Here is a 25,692-nt window from a genome sequence, read left to right on the forward strand (position 1 = left end):
TGATATAAAATAATGATTGTAAGTCCCGGTTATGCCGGTTCTTTTCCGCCCGGACGGGAAGCACTGAAGCAATCGCGCACCCGCATCGACTGAGACGGAAGCCTCCCAAAAAGAAGGGCGGCTTGCCGCCGCCCTCCATGGTTCCACCCCGATGGGTCCATCCCTTGTCCGCCGGCGACCATGGGCTGCCGGCGGACAGGCGGGAGGGAGGTTACGCGGGAAGCTCCGTCCGCTGCCGGTTGGACAGCCCGCCGTCGCCCGCCGCCAGCAGGCCGGACGCCGTGCCCGACGAGGCATCGTGGAAGCCGCCGTCTATCCCCAGCGACTGCGACCCGGTCATCCCGGCCGCCAGCATGGTGACGGCGATGGGCGCCTCTGCGTTGGCCGCTGCCACGGCCTCCGCCGCGGTGGAGGTGCTGCGCTTGATGTAGGCCAGCTCGACCGCGGCGGCGCTGGTGCCGAACTCCGCGGCGATCTCCGGATTGCTCGCCAGATAGGCCGCCGGGTCGAAGGCGGTCAGCGACCGGTTCTCGGCATAGCCGCTCTGGACATAGTGGATCTCGGCCGCCTGGACGTCGGGACCGAAGGCCTGGATCAGGTCCGGGTTGCTGGCGATGTAGCGCAGCGCGTCGAAGCCCTGGGCCGGCCGGCCCTCGGCCTGGCCATGCTCGATGTAGTGGCGGGCGGCGGCATCCGCGTTGGTGCCGAAGGCGACCGCCAGGTCGCGGTTGGCCGCGAGGTAATTGTAGCCGTCGAAGGTCGTGCTCCGACCCTCGGCATAGCCGCTCTCGATGTAATGCCGGGTGCCGGCATCGGCGTTGGCGCCGAAGGCCGCCGACAGGTCCGGGTAGGAGGCGATGTAGGCGAGCCCGCTGAAGTTGGGGTGCCGGCCCTCGGCATAGCCGTGCTCGATGTAATGGCGGGCGGCGGCGTCCGTGTTGGTGCCGAAGGCCGAGATCAACTCGGGATAGGAGGCGGTGTAGGCCAGCGGGTTGAAGCTCACCGTCCGCCCCTCCGCCTGCCCGGCCTGGAGGTAATGCTGGGTCGCGGCGGCGGTGTTGGTGCCGAAGGCGGCGATCAGATCCGGATAGGAGGCGATGTAGGCGAGGGCGTTGAAGCCGGCCGGCAGCCCGCCGGCGGCCGGCGGGGTGGTGGAGGCGGGATCGGCCGCCGGCACCACCTGCAGGGCGATGCTCTGCGCCGCGACGCCGCCATGGCCGTCGGCGACGATGTAGGAGAAGGACCCGGCATCGCCGGCAGCACCGGCGGCGGCCAGGAAGGTCAGCCCCGGCAGGTCGGCCGCCGTCAGGGTCTGGTTCGCCGTCACGGTGCTGCCGTCGGCCATCCGCACGATGCCGCCACCGGGCAGGCCGGCCACCGTCACCGTCAGCGCGTCGCCGTCGATGTCGGCGGGGGCCGCGATGCCGAGCGACACCGCCGTCCGGTCCTGGGCACTCACCGTCTTGTCGGCCTGCACCGTCGGAGCATGGTTGACGGCCGGCTCCACAACGGGATCCACGACGGGATCCGGCGAGGAGGTGACGGGCGGCGGCGGGGGAGGAGGAGGAGGCGGGGGCGGCGAGACGACCGGCGCGGCCTCCACCGTCAGGGCGACGCTCTGGGCCGCCGTGCCGCCATGGCCGTCGGCGACGCTGTAGGCGAAGGAGCCGGCGTCGCCGACCGTCCCGGCCGCCGCGGTGAAGGTCAGGGCCGCGAGCTGGGCGATGGTCAGGCTCTGGTTCGCCGTCACCGCCGTGCCGTCGGCCAGCCGGACGGTGCCGCCGGCCGGCAGGCCGGTCACCGTCACGGTCAGGGCGTCGTTGTTGTCGTCGGTCGGAGCGGCGATGCCAAGCCCGACCGTGCCGCCGGCCTGGGCCGTCATCGTCTTGTCGGCCTCCGCCACCGGGGCGGCGTTCACCGTCAGCGCCACGCTCTGGGCCGCCGTGCCGCCATGGCCGTCGGCGACGCTGTAGGCGAAGGAGCCGGCGTCACCGACCGTGCCGGCCGCCGCGGTGAAGGTCAAAGTGGCGAGCTGGGCGGTGGTCAGGCTCTGGTTCGCCGTCACCGCCGTGCCGTCGGCGAGCGCCAGCGTGCCGCCGGTCGGCAGGCCGGTCACCGTGACGGTCAGCGTGTCGTTGTTGGCGTCGGTCGGAGCGGCGATGCCGAGCCCGACCGGGAAGCCGGCCTGCGCCGTCACCGTCTTGTCGGCCTCCGCCACCGGGGCGGCGTTCACCGTCAACGCCACGGTCTGGGCCGCCGTGCCGCCATGGCCGTCGGCGACGCTGTAGGCGAAGGAGCCGGCGTCGCCGACCGTGCCGGCCGCCGCGGTGAAGGTCAATCCTGCGAGCTGGGCTGCGGTCAGGCTCTGGTTCGCCGTCACCGCCGTGCCGTCGGCGAGCGCCAGCGTGCCGCCGGTCGGCAGGCCGGTGACCGTCACGGTCAGCGTGTCGTTGTTGGCGTCGGTCGGGGCGGCGATGCCCAGAGCGACCGGGGAGCCGGCCTGCGCCGTCACCGTCTTGTCGGCCTCCGCCACCGGAGCGGCGTTCACCGTCAACGCGACGGTCTGGCCGGCGGTGCCGCCATGGCCGTCGGTGACGGTGTAGGCGAAGGAGCCGGCGTCGCCGGCCGTGCCGGCGGCGGCGGTGAAGGTCAGGGCCGACAGCTGGGCGAGCGTCAGGCTCTGGTTGGCGGTGACGGCCGTGCCGTCGGCCAGCTGGATGGCGCCGCCGGACGGCAGGCCGGTGACCGTCACGGTCAGGGCGTCGCCGTCGGCGTCGGTCGGCGCGGCGATGCCGAGAGCGACCGGGGCGCCGGCCTGGGCCATCACCGTCTTGCCGGCTTCCGCCACCGGCGCGTTGTTGGCCTGGACGATGGTGACGCTGCCGCCAGTGCCGACCTGGAACTGGCTGGCGGCGAAGCTGCCGGTCAGCGTCACCGCCAGATCGGTGCCGACCCGCAGAGTGGTGGAGGTGGCGCCCGTCTCGACCTGCATGGCGGTCAGATCGGCGCCCGTCATCACCAGCCGGTCGCCGACGGCGGCATCGGCGATGGTGACGGAACCGGTGGTCCCGGCGGCGATGCGGATGACGTCGTTGCCGCCATTGCCGGTGACGGTCGCCCCGGCCCCGACGGTCAGGTCGTCGGCCCCGGCGGTACCGGTCAGGGCGACCCGGTCGAAGCCGGTGGCGCCGGACAGATCCACCGAGGCCCCGGTCCCGGACGCCGTCACGGCGAGCGCGTTGCCGGTGCCGGTGCCCGTGCTGGTCAGGGCCAGCCCGGCCAGCTGCGAAGCGGCGAGCGTCAGGGTGGCGTTGCTGCCGGTCACCTCGATGGCCTCGATGCCCGACATCGCCACCCCGGACAGGTCGGCGCTGCCGGCGATGCGCAGGGTGTCGGACGCGGCACTGCCGGCGATGACCTCGAAGCCGGCCGCCTGCGCGCCGGTCAGGGTGACGTCATGCGCCTTGCTGCCGGTCAGCTCCAGCCGCTCCACCCCGGTCAGCGTCATCCCCGTCAGGTCGATCGCGGGGGAGGCGACGGCGGTGTAATATTCCAGGTCGTAGCCGTTGTAGCTGCTCAGGTCGTCGGAGTGGATCTCCAGCGTGTCGGTGCCTTCGCCGCCGTCGAAGCTGACGGTGCCGGCATCGTACTGGCTGACCACGATGTAGCGGTCGTTGCCGGCCTCGCCGAAGATCTGATCGGCCTGGAGTTGGCCATAGCTGCCGGCGCTGACGATGCCGGCGAGGATGGTGTCGTCGCCGTCGCCGCCATGGATGGTGTCGCGTTCCCAGTCGCCCTTCAGCAGGTCGTTGCCGGCCCCGCCATAGATCAGGTCGGCACCGCCGCCGCCGGCCACCGTGTCGTCGCCGGCGTCGCCGTGCAGCTCGTCATTGTCGGCGCGGCCATAGATCAGGTCGTTGCCGCCGCCGCCGAACACGGTGTCGTTGCCGTCGCCGGCCTCCAGCGTGTCGTTGCCGGCCCCGCCATGCTCCAGGTCGTTGCCGCCATGGCCCCAGAACCACACGGCGGTGTCGCCGGCGGTCAGGCTGTCGTCATGCTCCGACCCGACCCAGCGCTGGATGTCGACGAAGGTGTCGCCGGCGGCCTCGCCGGTGTTGTTGGCACCGTTGGTCAGGTCCAGCGTGATGCCGGTGGTGGCGTTCTCGTAGGTGACGATGGTGAAGCCGTTGCCGCCGACATAATGGTCGGCGCCCAGCCCGCCGTTCAGCGTGTCGCCGGCCGACTGGCCGCTGTTGCCGCCGCCGACCAGCGTGTCGTCGCCCGCCCCGCCGATCAGGCTGTCGTTGCCGGTGCCGCCGACGATGCTGTCGTTGCCGGCCCCGCCATTGATGGTGTTGCCGGTGTCGTCGCCGATCAGCGTGTCGTCGCCGTCGCTCGGCGTGCCGGTGTAGGCCAGCCGCTGGACCCAGGCGCCGGTGTCGGAGACGGGCAGGGCCGCGGCGATGGGCCCGGTGGTCACGTCGAGGTCCCAGGAGGCGCCGAGCGACGGATGGCCGACCGGATGGCTGGCGGCGGCGACGCGGGCGCCGGTCGCCTGGGCGAGCGCCTGGGCGAACCGGCCGCCGTCGGCGCCGGTGTCGCAGGCATGGATCAGGATCTCGGTGTCCGGGGCCTGCGGCCAGGACCGTCCATCCGCCTCACGGCCGGACAGCGCCGCGATGTCGAGCCGGCCTGCACCCAGCCGGACCGCGCCCGGCTCGCCATGGGCCAGCAGATGGATGGCGGCGGGACGGTCGGCGAGTGCGGCGGCGAGAGCCGCCCCGCCATCCTCATCGGCCGCGACCCGGACGATCCGGACATCGGGCCGGCAACGGTCGAGCAGCAGATCGAGATCGTCGAGGCTGGCGTCCGCAATCAGTACGTCGCGCACGGATGATCCTCCTTGATGGCGGCAGGGCAGAGGAGCTGGGACAGGGCAGTCCATCGGCCGTCGGTCCACACCGCACTCCGGTGATGATTATTGAGGCCAATCGGCCGTATTCACCCAAATGTGAGGAGGAAGACGCCACTAACAACTCAATAAAGCGGAGTATCTCCGGCAAGAATGGGGGAGACTTGCAGTTAAATAAAAAGAAGGCTGCCTCATACGCAGGCGGGTATTTCGTCTTTTCTCCATACCACCCAGAGATATTCCAAAAAATCCGCCTTCTGATAGGGAACCTTTTTTCCCACACGAAAAAGTGGTAGGGCGGCTCCGGCCGGAGGCCTGGCCCGGAACCGTCACAAGGCGGACCGCGACAAGAGGAACCGAAACAAAGAGAGGGCCGCGACAAGGCTCCAAAGTTCAGCGGCGCAATGTCCGGCCCCAACCCCATCGGGGGTTGCGCAGGCGACTCTCCCCCACATCACATCGCCGGCCCTGGCCTCCGATCCGCAACCCGGATCGTTGGCTTCCGCCGGGATACCGGTATGGTGGGCGGCGAGGCGGGCAGAGGCGGGCGATGCACAGCTGGTATTTCGTCGGTGACAGTCATGTTCAGGCCTTCGAAATTGCCGCCACGCTCGGTCTGCTCCGCCGCCCGTCCCGGTTCCTGATCGTCCCCGGCGCCACGGCCGTCGGCCTGCGCAATCCTGAAAGCCACACCCAGGCTATCGCCCATTTCCGGGAGGCGCTGCTGCCCGCCCTGCCGGACGTCGTGCCGGTCATCCAGCTCGGCGAGGTCGATTGCGGCTTCGTCATCTGGTGGCGGGCGCAAACGCTGGGCGAGTCGGTGGAAACACAATTGGCGGCGTCCATAGAGGCTTACGCCCGTTTCATCGACACGCTGATCGATGCCGGCTACAGCCGGGTCGTGGTGACCGGAGCCGTCCCCCCCACCATTCCCGACGGTCATCGCCAAGGTGCCGTGGCGCGCGCCCGCCACATGGTGACCGCAAGCCTGCGCGACCGCACCGAGCTGACGATGCGCTACAACCGGCTGCTTGCGGCGGAAGCGGCCCGGCGGCGGCTTCCCTATACCGACATTTCAGCGCATGTCCTCGATGCCGGAACCGGGCTGATCGCCGACGCCTACCGCAGCCCCAACCCACGCGACCACCATCTGCATCCGATCCAGGGCGCCTATGCCTGGGCCGAGGCGATCAACGGCCTGGAGGCCCGGTGAACGGACATGGCGGACGATTCTCAGACCGCGCCGCGCCGTGACGGCCGGCGGGTCTCCACCACCGCGAAGGCGATCAGCAACCGCCGCTCACAGGGAGCCGCAACCGGCTCCACCCCATGGAACGAGCGGTCGGACGGCGCATAGGCCAGCAGATGGTTGGGGCGGTAGGGAGCCTGGGCCACCAGCTCGAAATCCGCGCGCCGGTAGCGCTCCACCCCCCGTCCGCGGAAATCGGGATCGCGGGGCCGGTACAGCGCCGTACCCAGGGACGATGCCTGCGGGTTGGACGGGCCGCCGTCCGCCGGCATGTAGAGCAGCATCGAGAACATCGTCGCCTCGATGTCCGTGTGCGGCAGCATGGCGTGGCCGGTATGGTCCTCGATGATGCGCATGTTCAACACCGGCGGCGCGTCGACCCAGCCCAGCTTGTCGCGGACCTGGGGAAAGCGCTCGGCCATCGCTGCGACGATGTCGGGATTGAACAGGCAGTCGCGCACGTCGCGCCAGACCGCCGCCCGCTCCACGCCGCACCGGGCCAGCCAACCTTCGGTCAGCGGCACCTGATGGCGCGACGGCAGCTCATCGGGTTGAAGGACGCCGAAGGCAGCGGCATCCGGCCATTGGGCGCAGGCCCGGGCATAGAGGTCGGCGGGCAGGAAATCCGGCACGACCAGATGGGGGAAAGGATCGGTGCTGATCGCCGTATCGGACAAGCGGTTCAGAGCGTGCAATGCAGCGGCGGTCATTCATCCTCCGGATACTACCGGGGAAACAATAGCAACCCATGCTTGGGCGGGCAACGCACCCGCCCCGCCACGTCATGCACGCAGAAGGACGGAATTGCGGCCCCCTGCCTTCCAGGCAGGAGAAAAACACATAAGAATGCTTATGGAAAAATATACGTCAGCCGCTCATTCCCCGCCGCGCTCGACCACCGCCTGCCCGCGGGAAATGTCGGTGACCAGCCGGACGAAGGCATCCGCCCGGTCCTGGGGAAGCGTGACCAGAAGCTGGACCCCGTCGGCGGTGAAGCCGGTGGTCTCCACCCGCGTGCCGGGGAAGCTGCCGAGGCTGGAGCGGATGCGCGCCTCCTCGGCGAATCCGCAGGCGACCGACAGGGTGGCATAGGCGACGATGGGCTCGCGCTCCGCCGCTTTCAGGCAGCTTGCCGCCGTGCCGCCATAGGCGCGCACCAGCCCGCCCGCCCCCAGCAGGATGCCGCCGAACCAGCGGCTGACCACCACCGCCACCCGGTCCATTCCCTGCCCTTCGATGGCCTGGAGGATCGGCCGCCCAGCGGTCCCGCCCGGTTCGCCGTCGTCGCTGAAGCGATAGACGTCGCCGACCCGCAAGGCCCAGCAATTATGGCCGGCATCCGGCAAGCTGCACGCGGCGATGAAGCGGCGCGCCTCCTCCTCGCTGCCGGCCGGGGCGGCCTGGGCCAGGAAGCGGCTTTTCTTGATCTCCTGCTCGAACCGTTCGGTCCTGACGAGGGTGAACATCATGAGGGTGACCGCCGGCCTACAGCACGAAGTCGAAGGCGGAGAAGCTGTAGTTGGCGATGTTGACCTGGATGCGGAAATCGGCCGTCCGGTCGCCGTTCACATCGCCCTCGATCAGCGTCACCGAACCGGAGGACTGGTAGCGCAGCTGGCCCGCCGCGCTGAAGGCGGCGGTGCCGATGAAGGTGAAGGCGTCGTTCGCGGTGGTGCCGGCGATGGCGTCGATCTCCGACAGGTCGATGCGGTCGCCCTCGGCGCCGGCGGTGGCATAGCTCGCCAGCCCCTTCAGCGCCGCCGCCGCCACGACGGCACCGTTGAAATTGACGATCACGTCGGGGGCGGCGAGGGTCGATTCGTTCAGGTTGCGGATGGAGAAGACATCCGCCCCGGCACCGCCGTCCAGCAGGTCGGCGGCGTAGCCGCCGATCAGCGTGTCGTTGCCGTTGCCGCCCAGCAGCACGTCCTCATAGCCGGTGACGGTGTCGTTGGGGTTGACCGAGATCTCGTGGCTGCGGTCGGAATAGACGTCGCCGAACAGCACGTCGTCGCCGCTGCCGCCGCGCAGCACGTCGCTGCCCAGCCCGCCATAGAGCGTGTCGTTGCCGGCGCCGCCGTCCAGCCAGTCATTGCCGGCCCCGGCGTCGAGCCAGTCGTTGCCGTCCTCGCCCAGCAGGGTGTCGTTGCCGACGACGTCGATCACGTCGCCGCGCATCAGGTCGTCCCCGGCACCGCCGAACATCAGGTCGTTGCCGGCCCCGCCCTCCAGCTGGTCGGCGCCATCGCCCCCCAGCAGGACGTCGTTGCCGGCATTGCCGAACAGCGTGTCGTTGCCGGCCAGTCCGGCGATGGTGTCGTTCCCGGCGCCGCCGCCGATGGCGTCGTTCTGGAGGCCGCCCACCAGATAGTCGTTGCCGGTGGTGGCCGCGGCCGAGACGGTCAGACCGCTCAGCGAGGGCTGGGAGAAACCGACCAGCGACCCCAGCGGATAGACCCCGTCGGTGGCCTGCAACAGCTCGATGCCGGTCAGCGTGTCGGTGCCGTCGGGACCGCTGATCTGCAGGGTGCCGCTGCCGTCGAAGGACAGGCTGTAGGAGGCGAGCGCCCCGGTCAGCACGAAGCTGTCGATCCCGGCAAGCCCATCCACCGCATCGCTGATCGGGTTGCCCAGCGCGTCATAGGCGGCGCTGCCGCTCAGCGTGTCGTTGCCGGTCGTGCCGGTCACCACCACCGGCGCCGCTTGCGGAAACAGCAGGTCCGCCGCCCAGGCGGGAGCGGCCTGCGCCATGGCCAGCCCTTCGGCGGCAGCCGTCACCGACCGGCCGGGCGCCGCCCGTAGCGGCCGGCCCTCGCTGCGGCCGAAGGAGAGGTAATGGAGCTTGGCCGCGGTGGCGTCGCCGCCGGTGGCCGCCGCCACGTCGGTGTTGGCCGCCAGATAGGCGGCGGCATCGAAGGTGACGCCGCGCCCCTCGCTCCGGCCGAAGCGGGCGTAATGGACCACCGCCGCCGCCGGATCGATGCCGACAGCGGCCAGCACGTCCGGGTTGGAGGCGAGATAGCCCAGCGCGTCGAAGCCGGCTGTCCGCCCTTCGCGGGCGCCATAGGCCAGATAATGCCGGATGGCGGCCCCGGCATCGAGACCGACCGCCGCCAGCACGTCCGGATTGGCCGCCAGATAGCCCAGCGCGTCGAAGCCGCTCAGGCTGCGCCCCTCGTTCCGGCCGTTCCAGGCGTAATGGGCAGCCGCGGCGATCGCGTTGTCGCCGAAGGCGGCGGCAAGGTCGCGATTGGCCGCCAGATAGCTGCGCGCATCGAAGGCGAAGGCCGCCGGGGCGGCGGTGCGTCCGTCGACGGTCAGCAGCTCGACATCGGTCAGGGTATCCGTGGCGAGGCTCGACACCACGGCATAGCGCCGGCTGTCCAGCGCCACCACCACCGGCGTCTCCGCGCGGTAGCTGCCGCCCTGGGCGGCATAGCGGCGCGGGTCGGCGGTGTAGATGGCGCGGTCGGTGCCGGCACCGCCATCGAAGCTGCGCCCGCCGGGAATCCCCAGATAGACGCTGTCGTTGCCGTCCGCCCCGACGAAGCCGTCGATCTGCTGGAAGATGCGGGCGCCGAGCCGGTCGAGCGTCCCGCCGGTCAGGGCGACATCCAGCCCGTCGATGCGGTAGCGCAAGAGCCCGGCCGCATCGCGGTCGGTCAGGCCGGTGAAACGGACGGATGCCGCCGCCCCGCTGCCGGCGGCGGCATAGTCGAGCGTGGCGGCATGCGCCCGGCCGGCGACCGTGCGGGTGACGGCCAAGCTGCCGGCGCCGGCGGCGATGGAGGAGGCATCCGGCACGGTGGTGAAGGCATCGGCAACGAAACCGTTCGCCAGCCGGGCCTCATCCAGATCGAGGGCGAAGCCCTGCCCCGCCACCAGCCGTGCCATGCACGCTCCCCCAAACCCCTACCGCAGGACGGCACCGGCCGCCGGGTCAGGGCTGATCGGGCAACGTCAACCGGATGACTGAGATCAGATGACCTCTGATCAGATGACCTGGAGATAGGCCGGGTCGAGCGCGCCGTGGCGGAACGGGATCCAGTCCTTGTGGTCGGCGCGGTACTGCAGGCCGTAGGGGTTCTTGAAGAAGATCTTCTGCAGCGGCTGGCCGCCCTCGGCGCGGGTGCGCTCCAGGTCGATCAGCGCCGACGAGGCGAACACCTTGTCCCACAGCTCGGTGTTGTCCACCTCGCGGCCGGCGTTCTTCACGTAATCGCGCGCGGTGTCGCTGAGCTGCCAAGCCTCTTCGACCATCGCGTAATAGTCCACAGTACCCTCGGCCATGGCCTTCGAACTCCAACCAGCGTTGCACAGAGTTTCCGCTCACATAGCGCATTTTCGGCGGCAAAGGAACCACCTGCGCGCCGCAGCGGCCGGGCATGGCCGGACCCCGTCCGGATAGACGGCCATGCCCCGACCGGGATGTTACGGGCGGTCCGCCGCCGCTCCGTCGATGGCCTGCCCGTTCATGCGGGGGGCCGGCAGCGCGGCGGGCAGCGGGACCGCCCGGTTCTTGCGCAGCGGTGCCGCCAGCTTCTCCCAGGACCGGGTGCGCAGCAGCCGGCCGGCGACCCCCAGCCCGACCGCCAGCAGGCCGGCCAGGCTGATCGCCGCTCCCACCGGCCCGCCGACCAGGAGGCCGGCCAGCCCGGCGACCCCGGCCAGCAGGGCGCGCAGGCCGATGGTCAGCGCCACCGTGCCCGTCCCCGGCGCCACGCGCGGCAGCAGCACCAGCAGCAGCCCGCAATCGACCGCCGTGCGCAGGCTCCAGGCCGCGGCGGCGCCGACCGCGCCATAGCGCTCGGCCAGCAGCCACAGCACGCCGAGATAGACCGGCAGCTCGGCCAGCTGCAGGCGCGCCGTCACGTCGACGCGGCCGACGCTCTGGATCAGCGTGTTGGGCACATAGGCGGTGGCGTTGAAGAAGACGCCCAGCATCAGGATCGACAGCACCGAGGCGCTGTTGGCGGCGAAGGCCGGCCCCAGCCACAGCTCCAGCGCCGTCTCGCCGCCGACGATGGTGGCGGCCTGCATCGCCAGGAACACCGCGAGCGTCAGGTGGCCGCCGGCGTCCAGGATGCGGCCCAGCGCCGGCGGATCGCGCCGGAACAGGCTGGAGGCCAGCGGGAACAGCGCCAGCGACAGGGCGCCGGGGATCACCATCAGCCGCGACAGCAGCTCGAACGGGGTGGTGTAGAAGGCGACCATCGCCGCCGGCACCAGGCTGAGCAGGATGAAGCGGTCGGCATAGAGCATCGCCGGGCCGACCAGATTGTTCAGCATCATCCAGGCGCTCATGGTGAACAGCCCGCGCAAGGACGGGCGGCCCCAGCGGCCGGGGCGCAGCAGATCCGGCACTTGGCCCACCGCCAGCACGCCATAGCCGACCAGCCCGATGAAGCGCCCGACCGCGATGGCGGCGATCACCGGCACCAGGCTCTGGCTGAAGGGCAGCACGAAGAGCGGGCTCAGATAGTTCAGCACCCCCACCGTCATCCGCACCAGGCTGATCGGGCGGAAGCGCTGGTGCGCCTCCAGCACGCCGCGCAGGCCGGCGGAGACCAGGGCGATGGGCACGATGGCCGCCGCCACCAGCAGGCTGAACCGGATCTCGTCCGGCGAGGTGCCGGTCTCCAGCTGGAAACGGTCGGCCAGCAGCCCGGCGCCCAGCGCGACCACCCCGCCGGTCAGGAGGCCGATGGCCCCCATCAGGGCGATGGCCGGCCCGGCGATCCCTGCCGTGTTCGCAGAGCCCTCCCCCTGCCCGTCCCCCTGCCCACCGGCATGGCCGATCCGGTCGGCGACGACCTGCACCAGCGACCGTCCCAGCCCGAGGTCCAGCACGCCCAGATAGCCGAGCAGCGCCCAGATCAGGGTCAGCGCGCCGAAGCGCTCCATCCCGACGGCGGAGATGAGCCACGGAATCGACAGCAGGGCCGCCGCCATGGGCAGCCCCTCGCCGAGCAGATTCCAGAGCGTGTTGCGAAGCAAATTCGGAGGTCCGTACGCGAAACACTGTGAAACGGCATTCGGGACGACCCGACCCCGGCCATCCGGCTCTCCAGCCGTTCGACCTAGGTCTATGCCCTCCTGACGACGCCATTGTTATCGGTCCATCCCGTCCAAAACGCTAACGGAATCGCTTGGGCGAAATGGTCATGACTCTGAACGGCCACCTGAACGGCCGCACGCGTTCCGGGCTGGGCACCCGTCAGGACAGGACCCGCTCCAGCGCCGCGGCGACCCGGTCGACGTCGCCGTCGGCCATGGCCGGGAACAGCGGCAGCGACAGCGTCTGGGCGTAATGGCTCATGGCGCCGGGCAGGGCGAGGTCGCCGTAGCGGCGGCGCCAGTAGGGTTGGCGATGGACCGGGATATAGTGCACCTGGGTGCCGACGCCCAGGGCGCGCAAGGCCGCCATCACGGCCGAACGGGTCCGCCCGGCCGCTGCGAAATCGATGCGCGCGGCGCACAGGTGCCAGGCCGGCCGGCACCAGGGCACCAGGGCCGGCGGCCGCACCAGCGGGGCCAGCGGCCCCAGCCGTTCGGCATAGAGCGCCATCAGCCGCGCCCGCCGCTCGACGAAGCGGTCGAGCCGGCCGAGCTGGCTCAGCACCAATGCCGCGTGGATGTCGGACAGGCGGTGGTTGAAGCCCGGCTCCGCCATCTCATAGTACCAGGGGTTGGCGTTCCCCTCCGCGTCCAGGGCGGCGTCGGGATCGGCGAAGCCCTCCCCCGGCCCGGGCTCGCGCATCATGCCGTGGTTGCACAGGCGCCGCACCCGCGCCATCAGCGCCGGGTCGTTGCCGGTGACCGCCCCGCCCTCCCCGGCCGCGATGGTCTTGACCGGATGGAAGGAGAAGACGGTCAGCGATCCCACCTCGACCTCCGGCCACCCGGCGCCCACCGGCCTCTCGGCTCCCTCCGACAGATCGCCCCCTGATGAATAGGCCGTGCCGATGGCGTGGCAGGCATCCTCGACCAGCGCCAGCCCCTCCGCCTGCGCGAGCGCCGCCAGCCCATCCATCGGCGCGGTCTGTCCGGCATAATGGACGGGGGCAAGCGCACGGACGCGCCAGCCGGCGTTGCGGGCGCGGGCGATGGCGGCCTCGGCCTCGGCGACGCCCATCAGGCCGCTGTCGGGATCGACGTCGGCGAAGGCGACCTCGGCCCCGGCATGGCGGGCGGCCGACGCCGTGGCGAGGAAGGTGTTGGACGGCACAACCACCGCGTCGCCCGGCCCGATGCCCAGCGCCGCATAGGCCAGCCGCAGCGCCGCGGTGCCGTTGGCGCAGGACACGGCGTCTGCCGCCCCCACCCTCGCGGCGAGCGCCCGCTCGAACCCGGCGACCGCCGGCCCCTGGGTCAGCCAGTCGCCGCGCAGCACCGCCGTCACGGCGGCGACGTCCTCCTCCTCCACCGACTGGCGGCCATAGGGGAGGAACGGCAGATCCGCCATCAGGGCGCTTCCGCCAGCAGGTCGCGCAGCCGCTCGCCATCGAGCCAGTCGTCGTTGCCGTCGCTGGCATAGCGGAAGCCGTCGGCCACCGGGCGGGCATTCAGCCGCTCGTACGGCGCATGCTGCCAGAAGGTGAAGGCCGGCTCGATGACATAGCGGTCGGCCAGCTCGTAGGTCTGGCGGGAATCGTCCTCGGTGATCATCACCTCGTGCAGCTTCTCGCCCGGCCGGATGCCGACGATCTTCTGCGGCAGGTCCGGCGCCATGGCGCGGGCGAGGTCGGCGATGCGCAGGCTGGGGATCTTCGGCACGAAGATCTCGCCGCCCTGCATCATGGCGAAGCAGGACAGCACGAAGTCGACGCCGTGCTGCAACGTGATCCAGAAGCGGGTCATCCGCTCGTCGGTGACCGGCAGATGGTCGGCGCCCTCGGCGATCATCTTGCGGAACAGCGGCACGACGCTGCCGCGCGACCCCACCACATTGCCGTAGCGCACCACCGCGAAGCGGGTGTCGAGCGCGCCCGACAGGTTGTTGGCAGCGATGAAGATCTTGTCCGACGCCAGCTTGCTGGCGCCATAGAGGTTGATCGGGTTGGCCGCCTTGTCGGTCGACAGCGCGACAACGCGCCGCACCCCCATCGACAGCGCCGCCCGCACCACGTTCTCCGCCCCGTAGACGTTGGTGTGGATGCATTCCATCGGGTTGTATTCGGCGGCCGGCACATGCTTCAGCGCCGCGGCATGGACGCAGAAATCGACGCCGCGCATCGCCAGCTCCAGCCGCTCGCGGTCGCGCACGTCGCCGATGAAATAGCGCAGCGTCGGCGCCCACTCCGCCGGCATGCGCTGCTGCATCTCGTACTGCTTGAACTCGTCGCGGGAGAAGATGATGACCCGGCGCGGCCGGGCGTGGCGCATCACCGTCTCGACGAAGCGGCGCCCGAAGGAGCCGGTTCCCCCCGTCACCAGCACCGACCGGCCGTCCAGCATGCGCAAGCCCGCCTCGAGCCCGGTGCCCGGCATGTCGGCCCCATCCGCAGGGATCCCCGGCTTCGTCGCGCCCGCCTTGCTGGAATGTATCGTCACCGCCGGTTCCGTCCTTTAAAGCCGCATCGCCCGAAGCCGCCGCACCCGGTGCCCACCGGCCCGATCCGGAGCGGGTGCTGCGTCGGGATCGAAATGAACCCCGACCGTAACCGGTGCTTTCTGATGATCGGGTTAATTCAGGATGTCCCCCGGCGCAAGGTCTGTTGGGACGCGGATCAGGCCGGCGGCATCCGTCCCGCCTGCAAATCCTCCAGCAGACGGATCTGCGCCGGCAGGCAGACGGTGGCGAGGTCGAACCGCTCCACCGCCGTCCTCCTTGCGGCGGTCGACAGGGCGGCACGCAGTTCCGGATCGTCCAGCGCCGTCTCCACCCGGTCGGCGAGCGCCATGGGATCGTGGAAACCGGTCAGCAGCCCGTTTACCCCGTCCTCGATCACCTCGGCGACCGGCGGCGTGTCGGACCCGACGATGACGGCGCCGCAGGACATCGCCTCCAGCATCGACCAGGACAGGACGAAGGGGAAGGTCAGGTAGATGTGGGCGCGCGAGATGCGCAGCACCGACAGGTAGCTGTCATAGGGCAGCTTGCCCAGCACATGCAGCCGCGACGATTCCGGCCTGGGAGTGCCGGAGGCGTCCAGCATCGTCTCCCGCCACATCGTCTCGCGCCAAGTGCCGCCGCCTTCCGGCGCCGCGCCATAGCTGACCTCGTCGCCGCCCACCATCAGGATGTGCAGCTTCGGCCGGCGCCGCAGCAACTCCGCCGCCGCCCGCATGAAGGTGGGAAAGCCGCGGTAGGGTTCCAGGTTGCGGGCGACATAGGTCACCACCTCGTCCCCGCGCGACAGGGTGCGGCCGTCGGGCAGGGTGACGGTGGCGGCCGGATCCGGCCGGCAGACCGCGGTGTCGACCCCGTCATGGATCACCGAGATGCGTGGGCGGAAGGGCTCGGGATGCTGCTGGCGCTGCCACAGGGTCGGGCTGACGCCCCAGTCCATCGCGTCCAGCCCGGTCAGCAGCGAGGCGTTCTTGGTGCGGATGCGGCAGCGGGTCTCCAGCGTCACCGGCTTTTCCGGGTCGAAGCCGACATCCGACCCGTCGGCCCGGTAGAAGAACTCGCAATAGAGCAGCAGCCGGGCGTCCGGGAACAGGTCCTTCAGGAACAGGGCCTCGCCCCAGCCGGGATGGGCGCAGATCACGTCGGGGGTGAAGCCCTCCTTCTGCAGGGCAAGCCCGGCGCGCACGGCGCCCTGCCCATGCAGGACCTGCCCCTCGAACATGCGGATATAGGGGTGGGTGTTTTCTCCCGCCTCGCGCGTCGGCCGGTAGAGCGCCATCTGCACGCCGCCCGGCAACTCGCGCCGGACCTTGCCGATGAAGGCGACCTGGTGGGCCGGATCCGCCGCGAAATGGCGGACGAGATGCTTGTACTGGCCGGGGGTGTTCTGGTGGACGAACAGGATCCGCATGGAAAGACAATGCCCGGAAAACGGAGGAACGGGGCGACAGCCTGCAACCATCCGTCGCCGCTGTCGATGGCTAAGACCATCCGCTTAGTCAGGGCGCTTCGCCTTCTTAACGGCTGCGGACCAGCAGGGCCTCATAGCGCCGGACGGTCTCCCGCATCTCCTCCAGCAGCAGGCGCTGCTCTTCGGCCGCCGCCCGTGCCCGCTCCGCCTCGGTCCGCGCCTGCTCGGCATAGAGACGGGCCTCCTCCTGGAGGCGCCGCGCCCGCTCCTCGGCCTGGCGCGCCTCTTCCGCCTCACACCTCGCCTGCTCTCCCGAGCGCCGCCTCTCCTCGTCCTCGATCCGCCAGTCCTCGGCTTCCTGCCGTTGCGCTTCGCCGGTGATCCGCCCTTCCTCGACCATCAGACGGGCGCCCTCGGCCTCCATGTGGTGGTCGAACGCCGCACTGCGCTCCTCTTCGGCCTTCTCGCGCCTCAGCTCGGCGGCACAGCGGGCCTCCTCGCCCCTGTTGCGGCGCGTTTCGCTGCGCCGCCGCCAGTCTTCGGCATCGGTCCGCCGGCCCTCGGCTTGCTCCAGGGGTGACTGGCCTGGGGGGACTGGTCCGGGGGGAGGTGTATTCGGGGCATGCTGCTTACCCTCCATCAGGCGATGGGACGCCGTCAGCGCCCTTTCGGTCAGGCGCAGGCGTTCACGGCTCTGGTCCAGCAGGTACCGCCTTCGTTTCAACGACTGACGGAGGACCGCCTGCAGGGCCTTGAGGCGTTCGAGGGTTTCCATTCCACCGTCAACAGGCGAACCCGGCAACCCGCCTCAAGGGCATAGACACAGGCCGTGAAATGGCCGGAGAGGGACCGTCCGGAGCAGGGTCCGCCGGAAGGACCCGTTTCCCCCCTGCCGCCTTGCGCCTATAAGGTCCTCTTGTCCGCCGGCGCTGCCCGGCCCATCGCGCGACGGAGCGCCGACGCCCCTTGCCCTCTTCCCGACCCTCGTCCTCCCTGCCCTCCTCGCCCTGGCGTTTCCTGTGGATGTTCGTGCGCAACGGTTTCCTCGGCCGCGCCATCCTGCTGAACCTCGCCGCCGCCGGCGGGATCGGGCTGATGGGGATGGAGCCGGTGGCGATGCGCGGTCTGGTCGATGCGCTCACCGGACTATCGGGGGCGGGGAGCCAGCCCTCCGGCTCCCCCGCCTGGACGGCGGAGGTGATGCGCTGGTTCCTGCTGCTGGGCGGGCTGTGGATCGCGTCGGCCCTGTTCAACCGCCTGCGCGAACTGGTCGACCTGCACACCTCGCCGGCCTTGCGCCATGCCATCCAGCTCCAGCTGTTCGATCACCTGATCGACCATTCGCCGCGCTACTTCCAGGACAATTTCGCCGGCAACCTGGGACAGAAGGTCAAGCAGGCCGGGCAGAGCGCCATCCAGATCCTGGAGATCCTGACCAACGACATCATCCGCATCGTCGTCATCCTGGCCATCGGCCTGACGCTGCTGGCCTCGGCCCAGACCCTGTTCGCCGGGCTGCTGGTCGGCTGGACCGTGGCGCATCTGGGCCTGTCGGCCCTGCTGGCGAGACGCTGCCTGCGGCTGTCGCACGCTTTCTCCGAGGAGGTGTCGTCGACCACCGGCCGCATGGTCGACATCATCGCCAATGCCGAGCTGGTGCGCGCCTTCGCCCGCCGCCGCCAGGAGCTGTCCGGCCTGTCCGACGCGCTGACCGGCGAGATCGACCGGTCGAAGGAGCTGCGCTGGTTCCTGACCAAGATGTGGTTCTGGCTGTTCAACGCCCTGCTGGTCTTCCAGATCATCCTGATCGGCCTCGCCGTGTCGGAGGCGATGGCCGGCCGCATGAGCATCGGCGATTTCGCCATGATCTTCTCGCTGGCCAGCATCGTCGGCGCCAATGTCTGGGGCCTGTCGACGCGCATGCTGGGCTTCTTCGAACAGCTGGGCATCCTGTCCGGCGCCCTGGACCTGATCGTCCGCCCGCACGAGATCCCGGATCCGCCCGGCCGCCCCGACCTGACCGTCGGCGACGGCGCCATCCGCTTCGAGGAGGTCCGTTTCGCCCATCCCGGAAACGGGGCGGTGTTCGATGGCCTGTCCCTGACCATCCGGCCGGGGGAGCGGGTGGCGCTGGTCGGCCCGTCGGGGGCGGGCAAGAGCACGCTGGTCCGCCTGCTGCGCCGGCAGTTTCCGTTGCAGGGGGGCCGCATCCTGATCGATGGGCAGGACATCGCCGCGGTCAGCCTCGCCTCGCTCAACCGCGCGGTGGCCGAGGTGCCGCAACTGCCCAGCCTGTTCCACCGCTCCATCCGCGACAACATCGCCTATGGCAGCGAGGGGCCAGATGGCAAGGGAGTTGCCGACGAGGCGATCCGCGCCGCAGCCGCCCGCGCCCATTGCGACCGCTTCATCGAGGGCCGCGCCGCCGGCTACGACACCGTGGTGGGGGAGCGCGGCATCCAACTGTCGGGCGGCGAGCGCCAGCGGGTCGCCATCGCCCGCGCCTTCCTGAAGGACGCGCCGATCCTGGTGCTGGACGAGGCGACCTCCTCGCTCGACTCTGAGACGGAGCATCTGATCCAGGACGCGCTGCTCGGCCTGTTCGAGGGCCGCACGGTGATCGCCATCGCCCATCGGCTGTCGACCGTCACCGGCATGGACCGCATCCTCTATATGGAGAAGGGACGCATCCTGGAGGACGGCGACCACGCCACCCTGCTGCGCCGCGACGGTCCCTATGCCCGGCTGTGGCGCCGCCAAGTCGGCGGTTTCCTGCCGGACGATGCAGGCTCCACAGCCGACCTGGAGGAGACGCGATGAGACGCATCCTGGGACGGTTCCGCCCGATACTGCCGCTCGCCGCCAGCCTGTTCATCCTCGCCGCGGAGGCCGCCGCCATGTCGCCTGCCCTTTCGCCTGCTCTTTCACCCCTGCCCTTCTTCCAGCGGGTCGAGCGCGTCGGCCTGCTCTGCGCGGTGGATGCCGAGGGCGGCCCGGCCACCGATGTGGGGGATGACGCGCTGTGCGGCCGCGCCGCGGCGATGCTGTCGGGGCTGCTGGCCTCCGGTCCGGCGGTCACGGCGCTCGCCCCCAACGATGCCCGCATCGCCGAGCCGGGCACCCTGCTGGTGCTAGTCCATGCCACGCTGCGGCATGAGGAGGGGCGCCGTCTGCTGGCGCTTGCCGCCACCCTTCAGCGCAGCGGAACCGCCGGCGACGCCCCGTTCTTCATGATGCCGCCCCAGGCATTGGCCCTGTCCGGCAGCCTCGATGAAAGCCTTCTGGATGCAGCGCTCCACCGCCTGCTGACCCCGTTGGGCGGAGCGCTGCGCGCCAATCCCTGAGCGGGTGGGCTGCTGCGGAGTTTGGAGTCTTGTCGCAGGGGGGTGAAAGCGACAGCCTGAACGGGAATTTCCATGAGCTGTCCTTCCCGTGAAGGCGGGAATCCAGCCATATCAGTCACTTATACAGAAACGCCGATCCCCGCAAAGGCGGGGATCGGCGTTCTACGGGCGGTGGGTGCGTTTCGCCGTCACCGGCAAAGCTGGGCGAACTTGCGCTCCGGGATCGGCGGCGGCGAGGGATGCAGCATCAATCCCTGCTCTTCCACATCGACCCGCGCGTCCGGATAGACCGCAAGCGCCAGTTGGAGCGCCTCGATGAAGCGCTTCCTGAAATCGCGCAGGCGGCTGTATCCGGCGCCGAACTGCTCGAAAACCGCCGGCCAGGTGATCGGGGTGGAGCGGTTCAGGCTGTGCAACCGGTAGGCCAGCCAGATATAGATGTCGATGCTGGTGCTGTTGTTCTGGATGTGGCGCAGCGCCGGCTCCCAGATGGGCACCGGATGGGCCTTCAGCTCGCGGAAGAAGGCCTCGGACAGCAGGACGCGGTCTTCCCACAGCGACCCCTGGCCCGGTTCCGCCCCGGCATTGGTCGAGAAATGGATGCCGCCCTTGACGATCGACCCCTTTTCGAAGCCGATGCTGTGGGCGTCCTCCCAGGCGAAGGTCAGGTTGCAGGCGGCGATGCGCGAGGCCTGCTCGCGGATGTCGCGGTAGGTCTGGCCGCCCACCGACAGGCCCATGCGGTCAAGCCATTCGTGCATGCTGCGGCCCAGCTCGACCTCGCGGCTGTCGGTCTGGATCGCCCGGGTCTGCAGATACAGCAGGATCATCCGCGCGCGGCTGCCGTACGGAACGCCGTAAAGCTTAAAGCCACCGTTGCGGATCGGCAGTCGTCCAGGCTCGATCAGCAAGCGGATCTTATGTCCGCGACGCTCCCACGGCTGGTCATCGGGAAGACGACGATGCGGAAGGGCCGTCAGCGCAAAACCCGAATAGGTGATGCCAAGCTCCTGCCGCTCCTCTTCGAGGACGGCAGCAGCCACATCGACTAGCGAACGCTGATCCGGATCCGTCTGGAGCGCCTTCGCCTGGTCGCGTCCCAGCTGGGTAATCAGGGTGTGTATCTGTCCCATATCGAGCTGACCTTGGCACGACTTTGCGGTCAACGCTATATCACGGTCGGTTGGCGCCCAGCAATTTGGAGTCTTGTCGCTCAAACTATTTGTACGGTTATTTGATTCAGTTAATAGTTTGCGCGACAAGACTCCAGTAGAGAATCGCGAGTCGCGCGACAAAACTCCAGAACTCCCGCGACAAGACTCCAGCGGATAGTCCGTGTTGCCTGTGGATTTTTCGGCAGACGCGACAAGACTCCAGCCGGGACATTTCGATTCGACCCCGAATCGCTTCCGATTCGTCGATTTCCGAGTCGTGGAGGCCAAACGGCCACGACTCGCCGGTGATTCGCCCCCCTGCACCGATGCTGTCGGCAGCCGGATTTGGAGTTCTGTCGCGCCCCACCCGGCCCAACCTTCCCCCGATTGCCGGCCGGAACCGCCTCCGGCCGCCGTCCGCCCCTGTCCGCGGCAGACGGACGGCAGGGGGGCGCGACAAGACTCCAACCTTGACCCTGGCCTATCGCCGCCGCAGGGGAGGGTGTTTGGAGTCTTGTCTCGCCCCCCGCCGGAAGAGGCGCTCCGGTCGGGTGGGTCTCGGAGGGGTGCTTGTGAAGGGCGGAAAGCGCGGTCTATAACGAACCGCCATGGCGCCGGCCCTCAGCTTTTGCCCCTGTGCGGCTGCCGGCGCCCGACCACATGCTCACACAACAGATGGCGGCAGGATGAACGGCAATTCCGCGCAGAAGATCGTCCCGGTGCTGCTGTCCGGCGGTACGGGGTCCCGTTTGTGGCCCTTGTCGCGCGAACTGTATCCCAAGCAGTTTCTGCCGCTCTGCTCCGACCGGACGATGCTCCAGGACACCGCGCTCCGGGTCAGCGCGCAATCCGGCTCCACAGGGTCCGGCTCCCCGGCTGCTGCCGGGGCCGCCGCGGAGGCCGTCTTCTCGGTTCCCCTGGTGATCTGCAACCAGGAACACCGCTTCCTCGCCGCCGAGCAGCTGCGCCAGTCGCGCTGCACGCCGCGCGGCATCATTCTGGAGCCGGCCGGCCGCAACACCGCCGCCGCCTGCGCGCTCGCCGCCCTGGCGGTCGCGGCGGACGATCCGGACGCGCTGCTGCTGATCCTGCCGGCCGACCACGAGATCCGCGACGCCGAGGCCTTCCGCCGCGCCGTCGGCATCGCCGCCCGGGCCGCCCAGGCCGGCCGGCTGGTCACCTTCGGCATCGCCCCGACCCGGCCGGAGACCGGCTACGGCTATATCCGCCGCGGCCATTCGATGGACGAGGCCGACGGCGCCTACAATGTCGCCGCCTTCGTCGAGAAGCCGTCGCTGGAGGTGGCGGAGCGCTACCTCGCCGAAGGCACCTATGCCTGGAACAGCGGCATGTTCCTGTTCCCGGCCTCCCGCCTGCTGGCCGAGCTGGAGCGCCATGCCCCGGCGGTGCTGGCCGCCTGCCGCGAGGCGCTGGAGCAGGGCTCGAAGGACCTCGACTTCTTCCGCCTGGACGCCGCCGCCTTCGCCAAGGCGCCCAGCATCTCCATCGACTATGCGGTGATGGAGCGCACCGACCGCGCCGCCGTCGTCCCCTGCGAGATCGGCTGGACCGACGTCGGCGCCTGGTCGGCGCTGTGGGACGTCGGCAACAAGGACGGCGAGGGCAACGTCATCGTCGGCGACGTGCTGCTGGAAGGCGCCCGCGACTGCTACGTCCGCAGCGAGAACCACCTGACCGCGGTGGTCGGGGTGGAGAATGCCGTGGTGGTGGTGGTGGACGACGCCGTTCTGGTCGCCGACCGCTCCCAGGCGCAGGACGTCAAGCGCATCGTCGACCGGCTGAAGGCCGAGGGGCGCAGCGAGTCCGTCAGCCACCGCCGGGTCCACCGCCCCTGGGGCTCCTACCAGTCGCTGCACACCGGCGAGCGCTTCCAGGTGAAGAGCCTGACCATCGCCCCCGGCTCGCGCCTGTCGCTCCAGAAGCACCATCACCGTGCCGAGCATTGGGTGGTGGTCAACGGCACCGCGCTCGTCACCCGCGGCGAGGAGCAGGTGATGGTCTATGAGAACCAGTCGATCTACATCCCGATCGGCACGGTCCACCGGCTGGAGAACCCCGGCAAGGTGCCGCTGACCATCATCGAGGTGCAGTCCGGTTCCTATCTGGGCGAGGACGACATCGTCCGGCTCGAGGACGTCTACGGCCGCAACTGAGCGGCAACGGCCGTTGCCGCCGCAGGGCGGCGACCCGCGGGCACGTGCCCGCGACAGCCAAGCGGGCGGACGGCCTCGCCGGCGATTGAGGTCAATGATGACAGGCGACGCCTTCGCGCAAGCGGAGGCGTCGCCTGTGTCTTCCTGCGGTTGCGGACATTGGCGGCTTGGTCCGGGTCGCCGACTTCCGGTAGAAAGGGGCGCGAGGGTGCCGCAGCGGCGCCCCGCCTTCTGCTGCCGGGACCATCATGACCATCGAGCCGCCGCCGGACGACCGCATCCCCGAACTCTATGCCGACGGGGTCTTCGACATCGGCTTCGGCAACGGCATGGTCCGCATCGACCTGTTCAGCCTGTCGGCGCTGCGCAAGGACGGCAACGGCCAGCCGCTGCCCGCCATCCGCCAGCGGGTGGTGATGAGCCTGCCGGGATTCCTCGCCAGCCTGTCCGCGCTGGAGGGCATGCGCCAGCGGCTGGAGGCGGCCGGCGTGCTGCCGCCCAATTCCGGCGCCATGCCGGCTCCCGCTTCCCCTCACGGCTCTCCTGCCGCTCCGGCCTTCCAGGGCAATGCGCAGGCTCCGGTGCCGGGGGCGGTCCAGCCGGCTTCCCCCTCCCAGGCGCCCCCGCCCGCTCCACCCACCCGGCCCCGCTCGCCGAATTTCGGCTGACCGATGCCGGACGCCAGCACCACCGTCGCCGCCCCGCCCCCCGGTCCGGAGGCCGCGCCGAACCACGACGAGAGCACCGCGCTGCGCTGCCTGACGCTGGTGGCGCGCCATCACGGCCTGTCGGCCTCGCCGTCCGCCCTGCGCGCCCGCGTCGCCCCCGGCAGGGGGGAGCCCTCCACCGCCGACCTGCTGCGCATCGCCGCCGCCACCGGCTTCAAGGCGACCGCCCGCCGGCTTGACTGGAAGGGCCTGCAATCCCTCCCCCCCGTTTTCCCGCTGCTGGCCCGGCTGTCCAACGGCAACACCGTCATCCTGATCGGCCTGTCGCGCCCGACCCGTCCCGACGAAGAGCCCATGGTCGGCGTCGTCGATCCGCTGGCCGACCGGCTGGACGTGATCGACGTGCCGCGCGACCGCTTCCTGGAGCGCTGGGACGGCGAGCTGGTCTTCCTCAAGCCGCGCCACGGCCTTGCCGACCCGCGCCAGCCCTTCGGCCTGCGCTGGTTCGTGCCGGAGATCCTGCGCCAGAAATCCGCCTTCCGCGACGTGGTGGTGGCGGCGCTGGTGCTGCACGCGCTCGCCCTCGTCGTCCCGGTCTATTTCCAGATCGTGATCGACAAGGTGCTGGTGAACGAGACCGTCGCCACGCTCCAGGTGCTGACCATCGGTGTGCTGGGCGCCCTGCTGTTCGAGGCGGGCTTCCGCTTCCTGCGCCAGTTCATCCTGCTGGCGGCGGCCAACCGCATCGACATCCGCCTGTTGAACCGCACCTTCGGCCATCTCCTCAACCTGCCGATCACCTTTTTCGACGGGCATTCGGCCGGCGTCACCGTGCGCCACATGCAGCAGGTCGAGCGCATCCGCGAGTTCCTGACCGGCAACCTGCTGTCCACCGTGCTCGACAGCCTGGTGCTGCTGGTCTTCCTGCCGGTGCTGTTCTTCTATTCGGTCAAGCTGACGCTGGTGGCGCTGCTGTTCGCAGGATTGATCGCCGGCGTGGTGGTAGCATTGGTGCCGGTCTACCGCAGCCGCTTGCATGACCTCTACAACGCCGACGCCGAGCGGCAGGCCATGCTGGTGGAGACCATCCACGGCATGCGCACCGTCAAGTCCTCGGCATTGGAGCCGCAGCAGCGCCGCAGCTGGGACCGCAAGGCCGCCCGCGCGGTGACCAGCCATTACCGGGTCGGCCGCATCTCCATCGCCGCCCGCACGGTGACCGAGTTCCTGGAGAAGGCGATGATGGTGGCGGTGGTCGCCGTCGGCGCCTTCGACGTCTTCGACCGCCAGCTGTCGGTCGGCGCGCTCATCGCCTTCCAGATGCTGTCGGGCCGGGTGGTGACGCCGCTGGTCCAGATCGTCTCGCTGATCCACCAGTACCAGGAAACGGCACTCTCGGTGCGCATGCTGGGCGAGGTGATGAACCACCCGGCCGAACCGCGGCGCGAGGGCAGCGGCGCCTGCCCCGCCCTGATCGGCCGCATCGAGATCGAGGGGCTCGGCTTCCGCTACGACCGCAACCGGCCGGCGGCGCTCGACGGCGTCACCCTGACCGTGCCGGCCGGGTCGGTCGTCGGGCTGGTCGGGCGCAGCGGCTCGGGCAAGAGCACACTGATGCGGCTGCTCCAGGGCTTCTACCCGGTGCAGGAGGGCAGCATCCGCTATGACGGGCTCGACATCCGCGAGCTGGACCTGGCCCATCTGCGCCGCTCCATCGGCGTGGTGCTTCAGGAGAATTTCCTGTTCCGCGGCACCATCCGCGACAACATCGCCATGACCATGCCGGAGGCCAGCCGCGAGGAGATCGTCGAGGCCGCCCGGCTGGCCGGCGCCGACGAGTTCATCCACCGCCTGCCCGACGGCTACGACACGCTGGTGGAGGAGGGGGCGAGCAACCTGTCCGGCGGCCAGAAGCAGCGCATCGCCATCGCACGCGCCCTGCTGCCCCAGCCGCGCCTGCTGATCCTGGACGAGGCGACCAGTGCGCTCGACCCCGACAGCGAGGCCATCGTCATGGCCAATCTGCGGCGCATCGCCCATGGCCGCACCGTGCTGATCGTCACCCACCGGCTCTCCACCCTGACCGGCTGCGACACCATCGCCGTGCTGGAGCAGGGCCGCCTGCTCGACCTCGCCCCCCATCCCATCCTGCTCGACCGCTGCGCCGAATACCGGCATCTGTGGCAGCAGCAGAACCGGGGGCGCTGA

17 protein-coding genes are annotated in these 25,692 nt (G+C 70.1%); 6 read left to right on the forward strand and 11 right to left on the reverse strand.

The window, feature by feature from the left end:
- Positions 1-211 precede the first annotated feature (211 nt).
- Positions 212-4,891, reverse strand: coding sequence for a DUF4347 domain-containing protein (locus TSH64_RS35500; protein WP_158285313.1), 4,680 nt, complete (start codon positions 4,889-4,891; stop codon positions 212-214).
- Between the two features lie 571 nt (positions 4,892-5,462).
- Here TSH64_RS35500 and TSH64_RS00530 point away from each other — a divergent pair.
- Positions 5,463-6,125: a hypothetical protein gene (locus tag TSH64_RS00530; protein WP_109095210.1), complete on the forward strand. Its 663-nt coding sequence runs from the start codon at positions 5,463-5,465 to the stop codon at positions 6,123-6,125.
- A gap of 20 nt (positions 6,126-6,145) precedes the next feature.
- On the opposite strand, the gene TSH64_RS00535 is transcribed toward TSH64_RS00530, so the two are convergent.
- From TSH64_RS00535 to TSH64_RS00575, 9 genes are all read right to left on the reverse strand, one after another.
- Complete coding sequence (locus tag TSH64_RS00535) at positions 6,146-6,871, reverse strand: hypothetical protein (RefSeq protein WP_109095211.1); 726 nt, start codon at positions 6,869-6,871, stop codon at positions 6,146-6,148.
- A 165-nt stretch (positions 6,872-7,036) separates the two neighbouring features.
- Complete coding sequence (locus TSH64_RS00540) at positions 7,037-7,630, reverse strand: YigZ family protein (RefSeq protein ID WP_109095212.1); 594 nt, start codon at positions 7,628-7,630, stop codon at positions 7,037-7,039.
- A gap of 16 nt (positions 7,631-7,646) precedes the next feature.
- Positions 7,647-10,055: a calcium-binding protein gene (locus TSH64_RS00545; protein ID WP_109095213.1), complete on the reverse strand. Its 2,409-nt coding sequence runs from the start codon at positions 10,053-10,055 to the stop codon at positions 7,647-7,649.
- 99 nt (positions 10,056-10,154) lie between these two features.
- Positions 10,155-10,451, reverse strand: coding sequence for a hypothetical protein (locus tag TSH64_RS00550; protein ID WP_109095214.1), 297 nt, complete (start codon positions 10,449-10,451; stop codon positions 10,155-10,157).
- A 141-nt stretch (positions 10,452-10,592) separates the two neighbouring features.
- Positions 10,593-12,158: a flippase gene (locus TSH64_RS00555; protein WP_109095215.1), complete on the reverse strand. Its 1,566-nt coding sequence runs from the start codon at positions 12,156-12,158 to the stop codon at positions 10,593-10,595.
- 220 nt (positions 12,159-12,378) lie between these two features.
- A complete protein-coding gene (locus TSH64_RS00560) occupies positions 12,379-13,626 on the reverse strand; it encodes an aminotransferase class I/II-fold pyridoxal phosphate-dependent enzyme (protein WP_109095216.1) in 1,248 nt (415 codons plus the stop codon).
- On the reverse strand, positions 13,626-14,618 hold the full coding sequence (pseB, locus tag TSH64_RS00565; RefSeq protein ID WP_348770315.1) for a UDP-N-acetylglucosamine 4,6-dehydratase (inverting): 993 nt from the start codon (positions 14,616-14,618) through the stop codon (positions 13,626-13,628). The genes TSH64_RS00560 and pseB overlap by 1 nt, the downstream gene beginning before the upstream one ends.
- Before the next feature lie 272 nt (positions 14,619-14,890).
- On the reverse strand, positions 14,891-16,144 hold the full coding sequence (locus tag TSH64_RS00570; RefSeq protein ID WP_109095218.1) for a glycosyltransferase family 4 protein: 1,254 nt from the start codon (positions 16,142-16,144) through the stop codon (positions 14,891-14,893).
- Between the two features lie 106 nt (positions 16,145-16,250).
- Positions 16,251-16,919: a hypothetical protein gene (locus TSH64_RS00575; RefSeq protein WP_109095219.1), complete on the reverse strand. Its 669-nt coding sequence runs from the start codon at positions 16,917-16,919 to the stop codon at positions 16,251-16,253.
- Between the two features lie 191 nt (positions 16,920-17,110).
- On the opposite strand from TSH64_RS00575, the gene TSH64_RS00580 reads away from it, so the two are divergent.
- The gene (locus tag TSH64_RS00580) at positions 17,111-18,964 is read left to right on the forward strand and encodes an ABC transporter ATP-binding protein (protein ID WP_146207962.1); all 1,854 of its coding nucleotides are present in this window, start codon (positions 17,111-17,113) and stop codon (positions 18,962-18,964) included.
- Positions 18,961-19,488 carry a hypothetical protein gene (locus TSH64_RS00585; RefSeq protein WP_109095221.1) on the forward strand — a complete coding sequence of 176 codons (528 nt, stop codon included), beginning with the start codon at positions 18,961-18,963 and terminating at the stop codon, positions 19,486-19,488. Before TSH64_RS00580 ends, TSH64_RS00585 begins: the two co-directional genes overlap by 4 nt.
- Positions 19,489-19,676: 188 nt before the next feature.
- Here TSH64_RS00585 and TSH64_RS00590 read toward each other — a convergent pair whose 3' ends face one another.
- A complete protein-coding gene (locus TSH64_RS00590; RefSeq protein WP_042695567.1) occupies positions 19,677-20,621 on the reverse strand; it encodes a replication protein RepA in 945 nt (314 codons plus the stop codon).
- Positions 20,622-21,328: 707 nt separating this feature from the next.
- On the opposite strand from TSH64_RS00590, the gene TSH64_RS00595 reads away from it, so the two are divergent.
- From TSH64_RS00595 to TSH64_RS00605, 3 genes are all read left to right on the forward strand, one after another.
- Positions 21,329-22,816 (forward strand): mannose-1-phosphate guanylyltransferase/mannose-6-phosphate isomerase, encoded by a 1,488-nt coding sequence (locus TSH64_RS00595; RefSeq protein ID WP_109095222.1) that lies wholly within the window; start codon positions 21,329-21,331, stop codon positions 22,814-22,816.
- Between the two features lie 248 nt (positions 22,817-23,064).
- Positions 23,065-23,484 carry a hypothetical protein gene (locus TSH64_RS00600; protein WP_109095223.1) on the forward strand — a complete coding sequence of 140 codons (420 nt, stop codon included), beginning with the start codon at positions 23,065-23,067 and terminating at the stop codon, positions 23,482-23,484.
- Positions 23,485-23,487: 3 nt separating this feature from the next.
- On the forward strand, positions 23,488-25,692 hold the full coding sequence (locus TSH64_RS00605; protein WP_109095224.1) for a peptidase domain-containing ABC transporter: 2,205 nt from the start codon (positions 23,488-23,490) through the stop codon (positions 25,690-25,692).

The sequence above is a fragment of the Azospirillum sp. TSH64 genome (assembly GCF_003116035.1).
In the GTDB taxonomy this organism is placed as follows: Bacteria; Pseudomonadota; Alphaproteobacteria; order Azospirillales; family Azospirillaceae; genus Azospirillum.

Excerpts from the sequence above, each read along its gene's own strand:
- TSH64_RS00600 (WP_109095223.1), top strand. The coding sequence starts at position 23,065 with ATGACCATCGAGCCGCCGCCGGACGACCGCATCCCCGAACTCTATGCC.
- pseB (WP_348770315.1), bottom strand. The coding sequence starts at position 14,618 with ATGCTGGACGGCCGGTCGGTGCTGGTGACGGGGGGAACCGGCTCCTTC.
- TSH64_RS00550 (WP_109095214.1), bottom strand. The coding sequence starts at position 10,451 with ATGGCCGAGGGTACTGTGGACTATTACGCGATGGTCGAAGAGGCTTGG.
- TSH64_RS00575 (WP_109095219.1), bottom strand. The coding sequence starts at position 16,919 with ATGGAAACCCTCGAACGCCTCAAGGCCCTGCAGGCGGTCCTCCGTCAG.
- TSH64_RS00570 (WP_109095218.1), bottom strand. The coding sequence starts at position 16,144 with ATGCGGATCCTGTTCGTCCACCAGAACACCCCCGGCCAGTACAAGCAT.
- TSH64_RS00545 (WP_109095213.1), bottom strand. The coding sequence starts at position 10,055 with ATGGCACGGCTGGTGGCGGGGCAGGGCTTCGCCCTCGATCTGGATGAG.
- TSH64_RS00540 (WP_109095212.1), bottom strand. The coding sequence starts at position 7,630 with ATGATGTTCACCCTCGTCAGGACCGAACGGTTCGAGCAGGAGATCAAG.
- TSH64_RS00535 (WP_109095211.1), bottom strand. The coding sequence starts at position 6,871 with ATGACCGCCGCTGCATTGCACGCTCTGAACCGCTTGTCCGATACGGCG.
- TSH64_RS00530 (WP_109095210.1), top strand. The coding sequence starts at position 5,463 with ATGCACAGCTGGTATTTCGTCGGTGACAGTCATGTTCAGGCCTTCGAA.
- TSH64_RS00605 (WP_109095224.1), top strand. The coding sequence starts at position 23,488 with ATGCCGGACGCCAGCACCACCGTCGCCGCCCCGCCCCCCGGTCCGGAG.
- TSH64_RS00590 (WP_042695567.1), bottom strand. The coding sequence starts at position 20,621 with ATGGGACAGATACACACCCTGATTACCCAGCTGGGACGCGACCAGGCG.
- TSH64_RS00585 (WP_109095221.1), top strand. The coding sequence starts at position 18,961 with ATGAGACGCATCCTGGGACGGTTCCGCCCGATACTGCCGCTCGCCGCC.
- TSH64_RS00595 (WP_109095222.1), top strand. The coding sequence starts at position 21,329 with ATGAACGGCAATTCCGCGCAGAAGATCGTCCCGGTGCTGCTGTCCGGC.
- TSH64_RS00560 (WP_109095216.1), bottom strand. The coding sequence starts at position 13,626 with ATGGCGGATCTGCCGTTCCTCCCCTATGGCCGCCAGTCGGTGGAGGAG.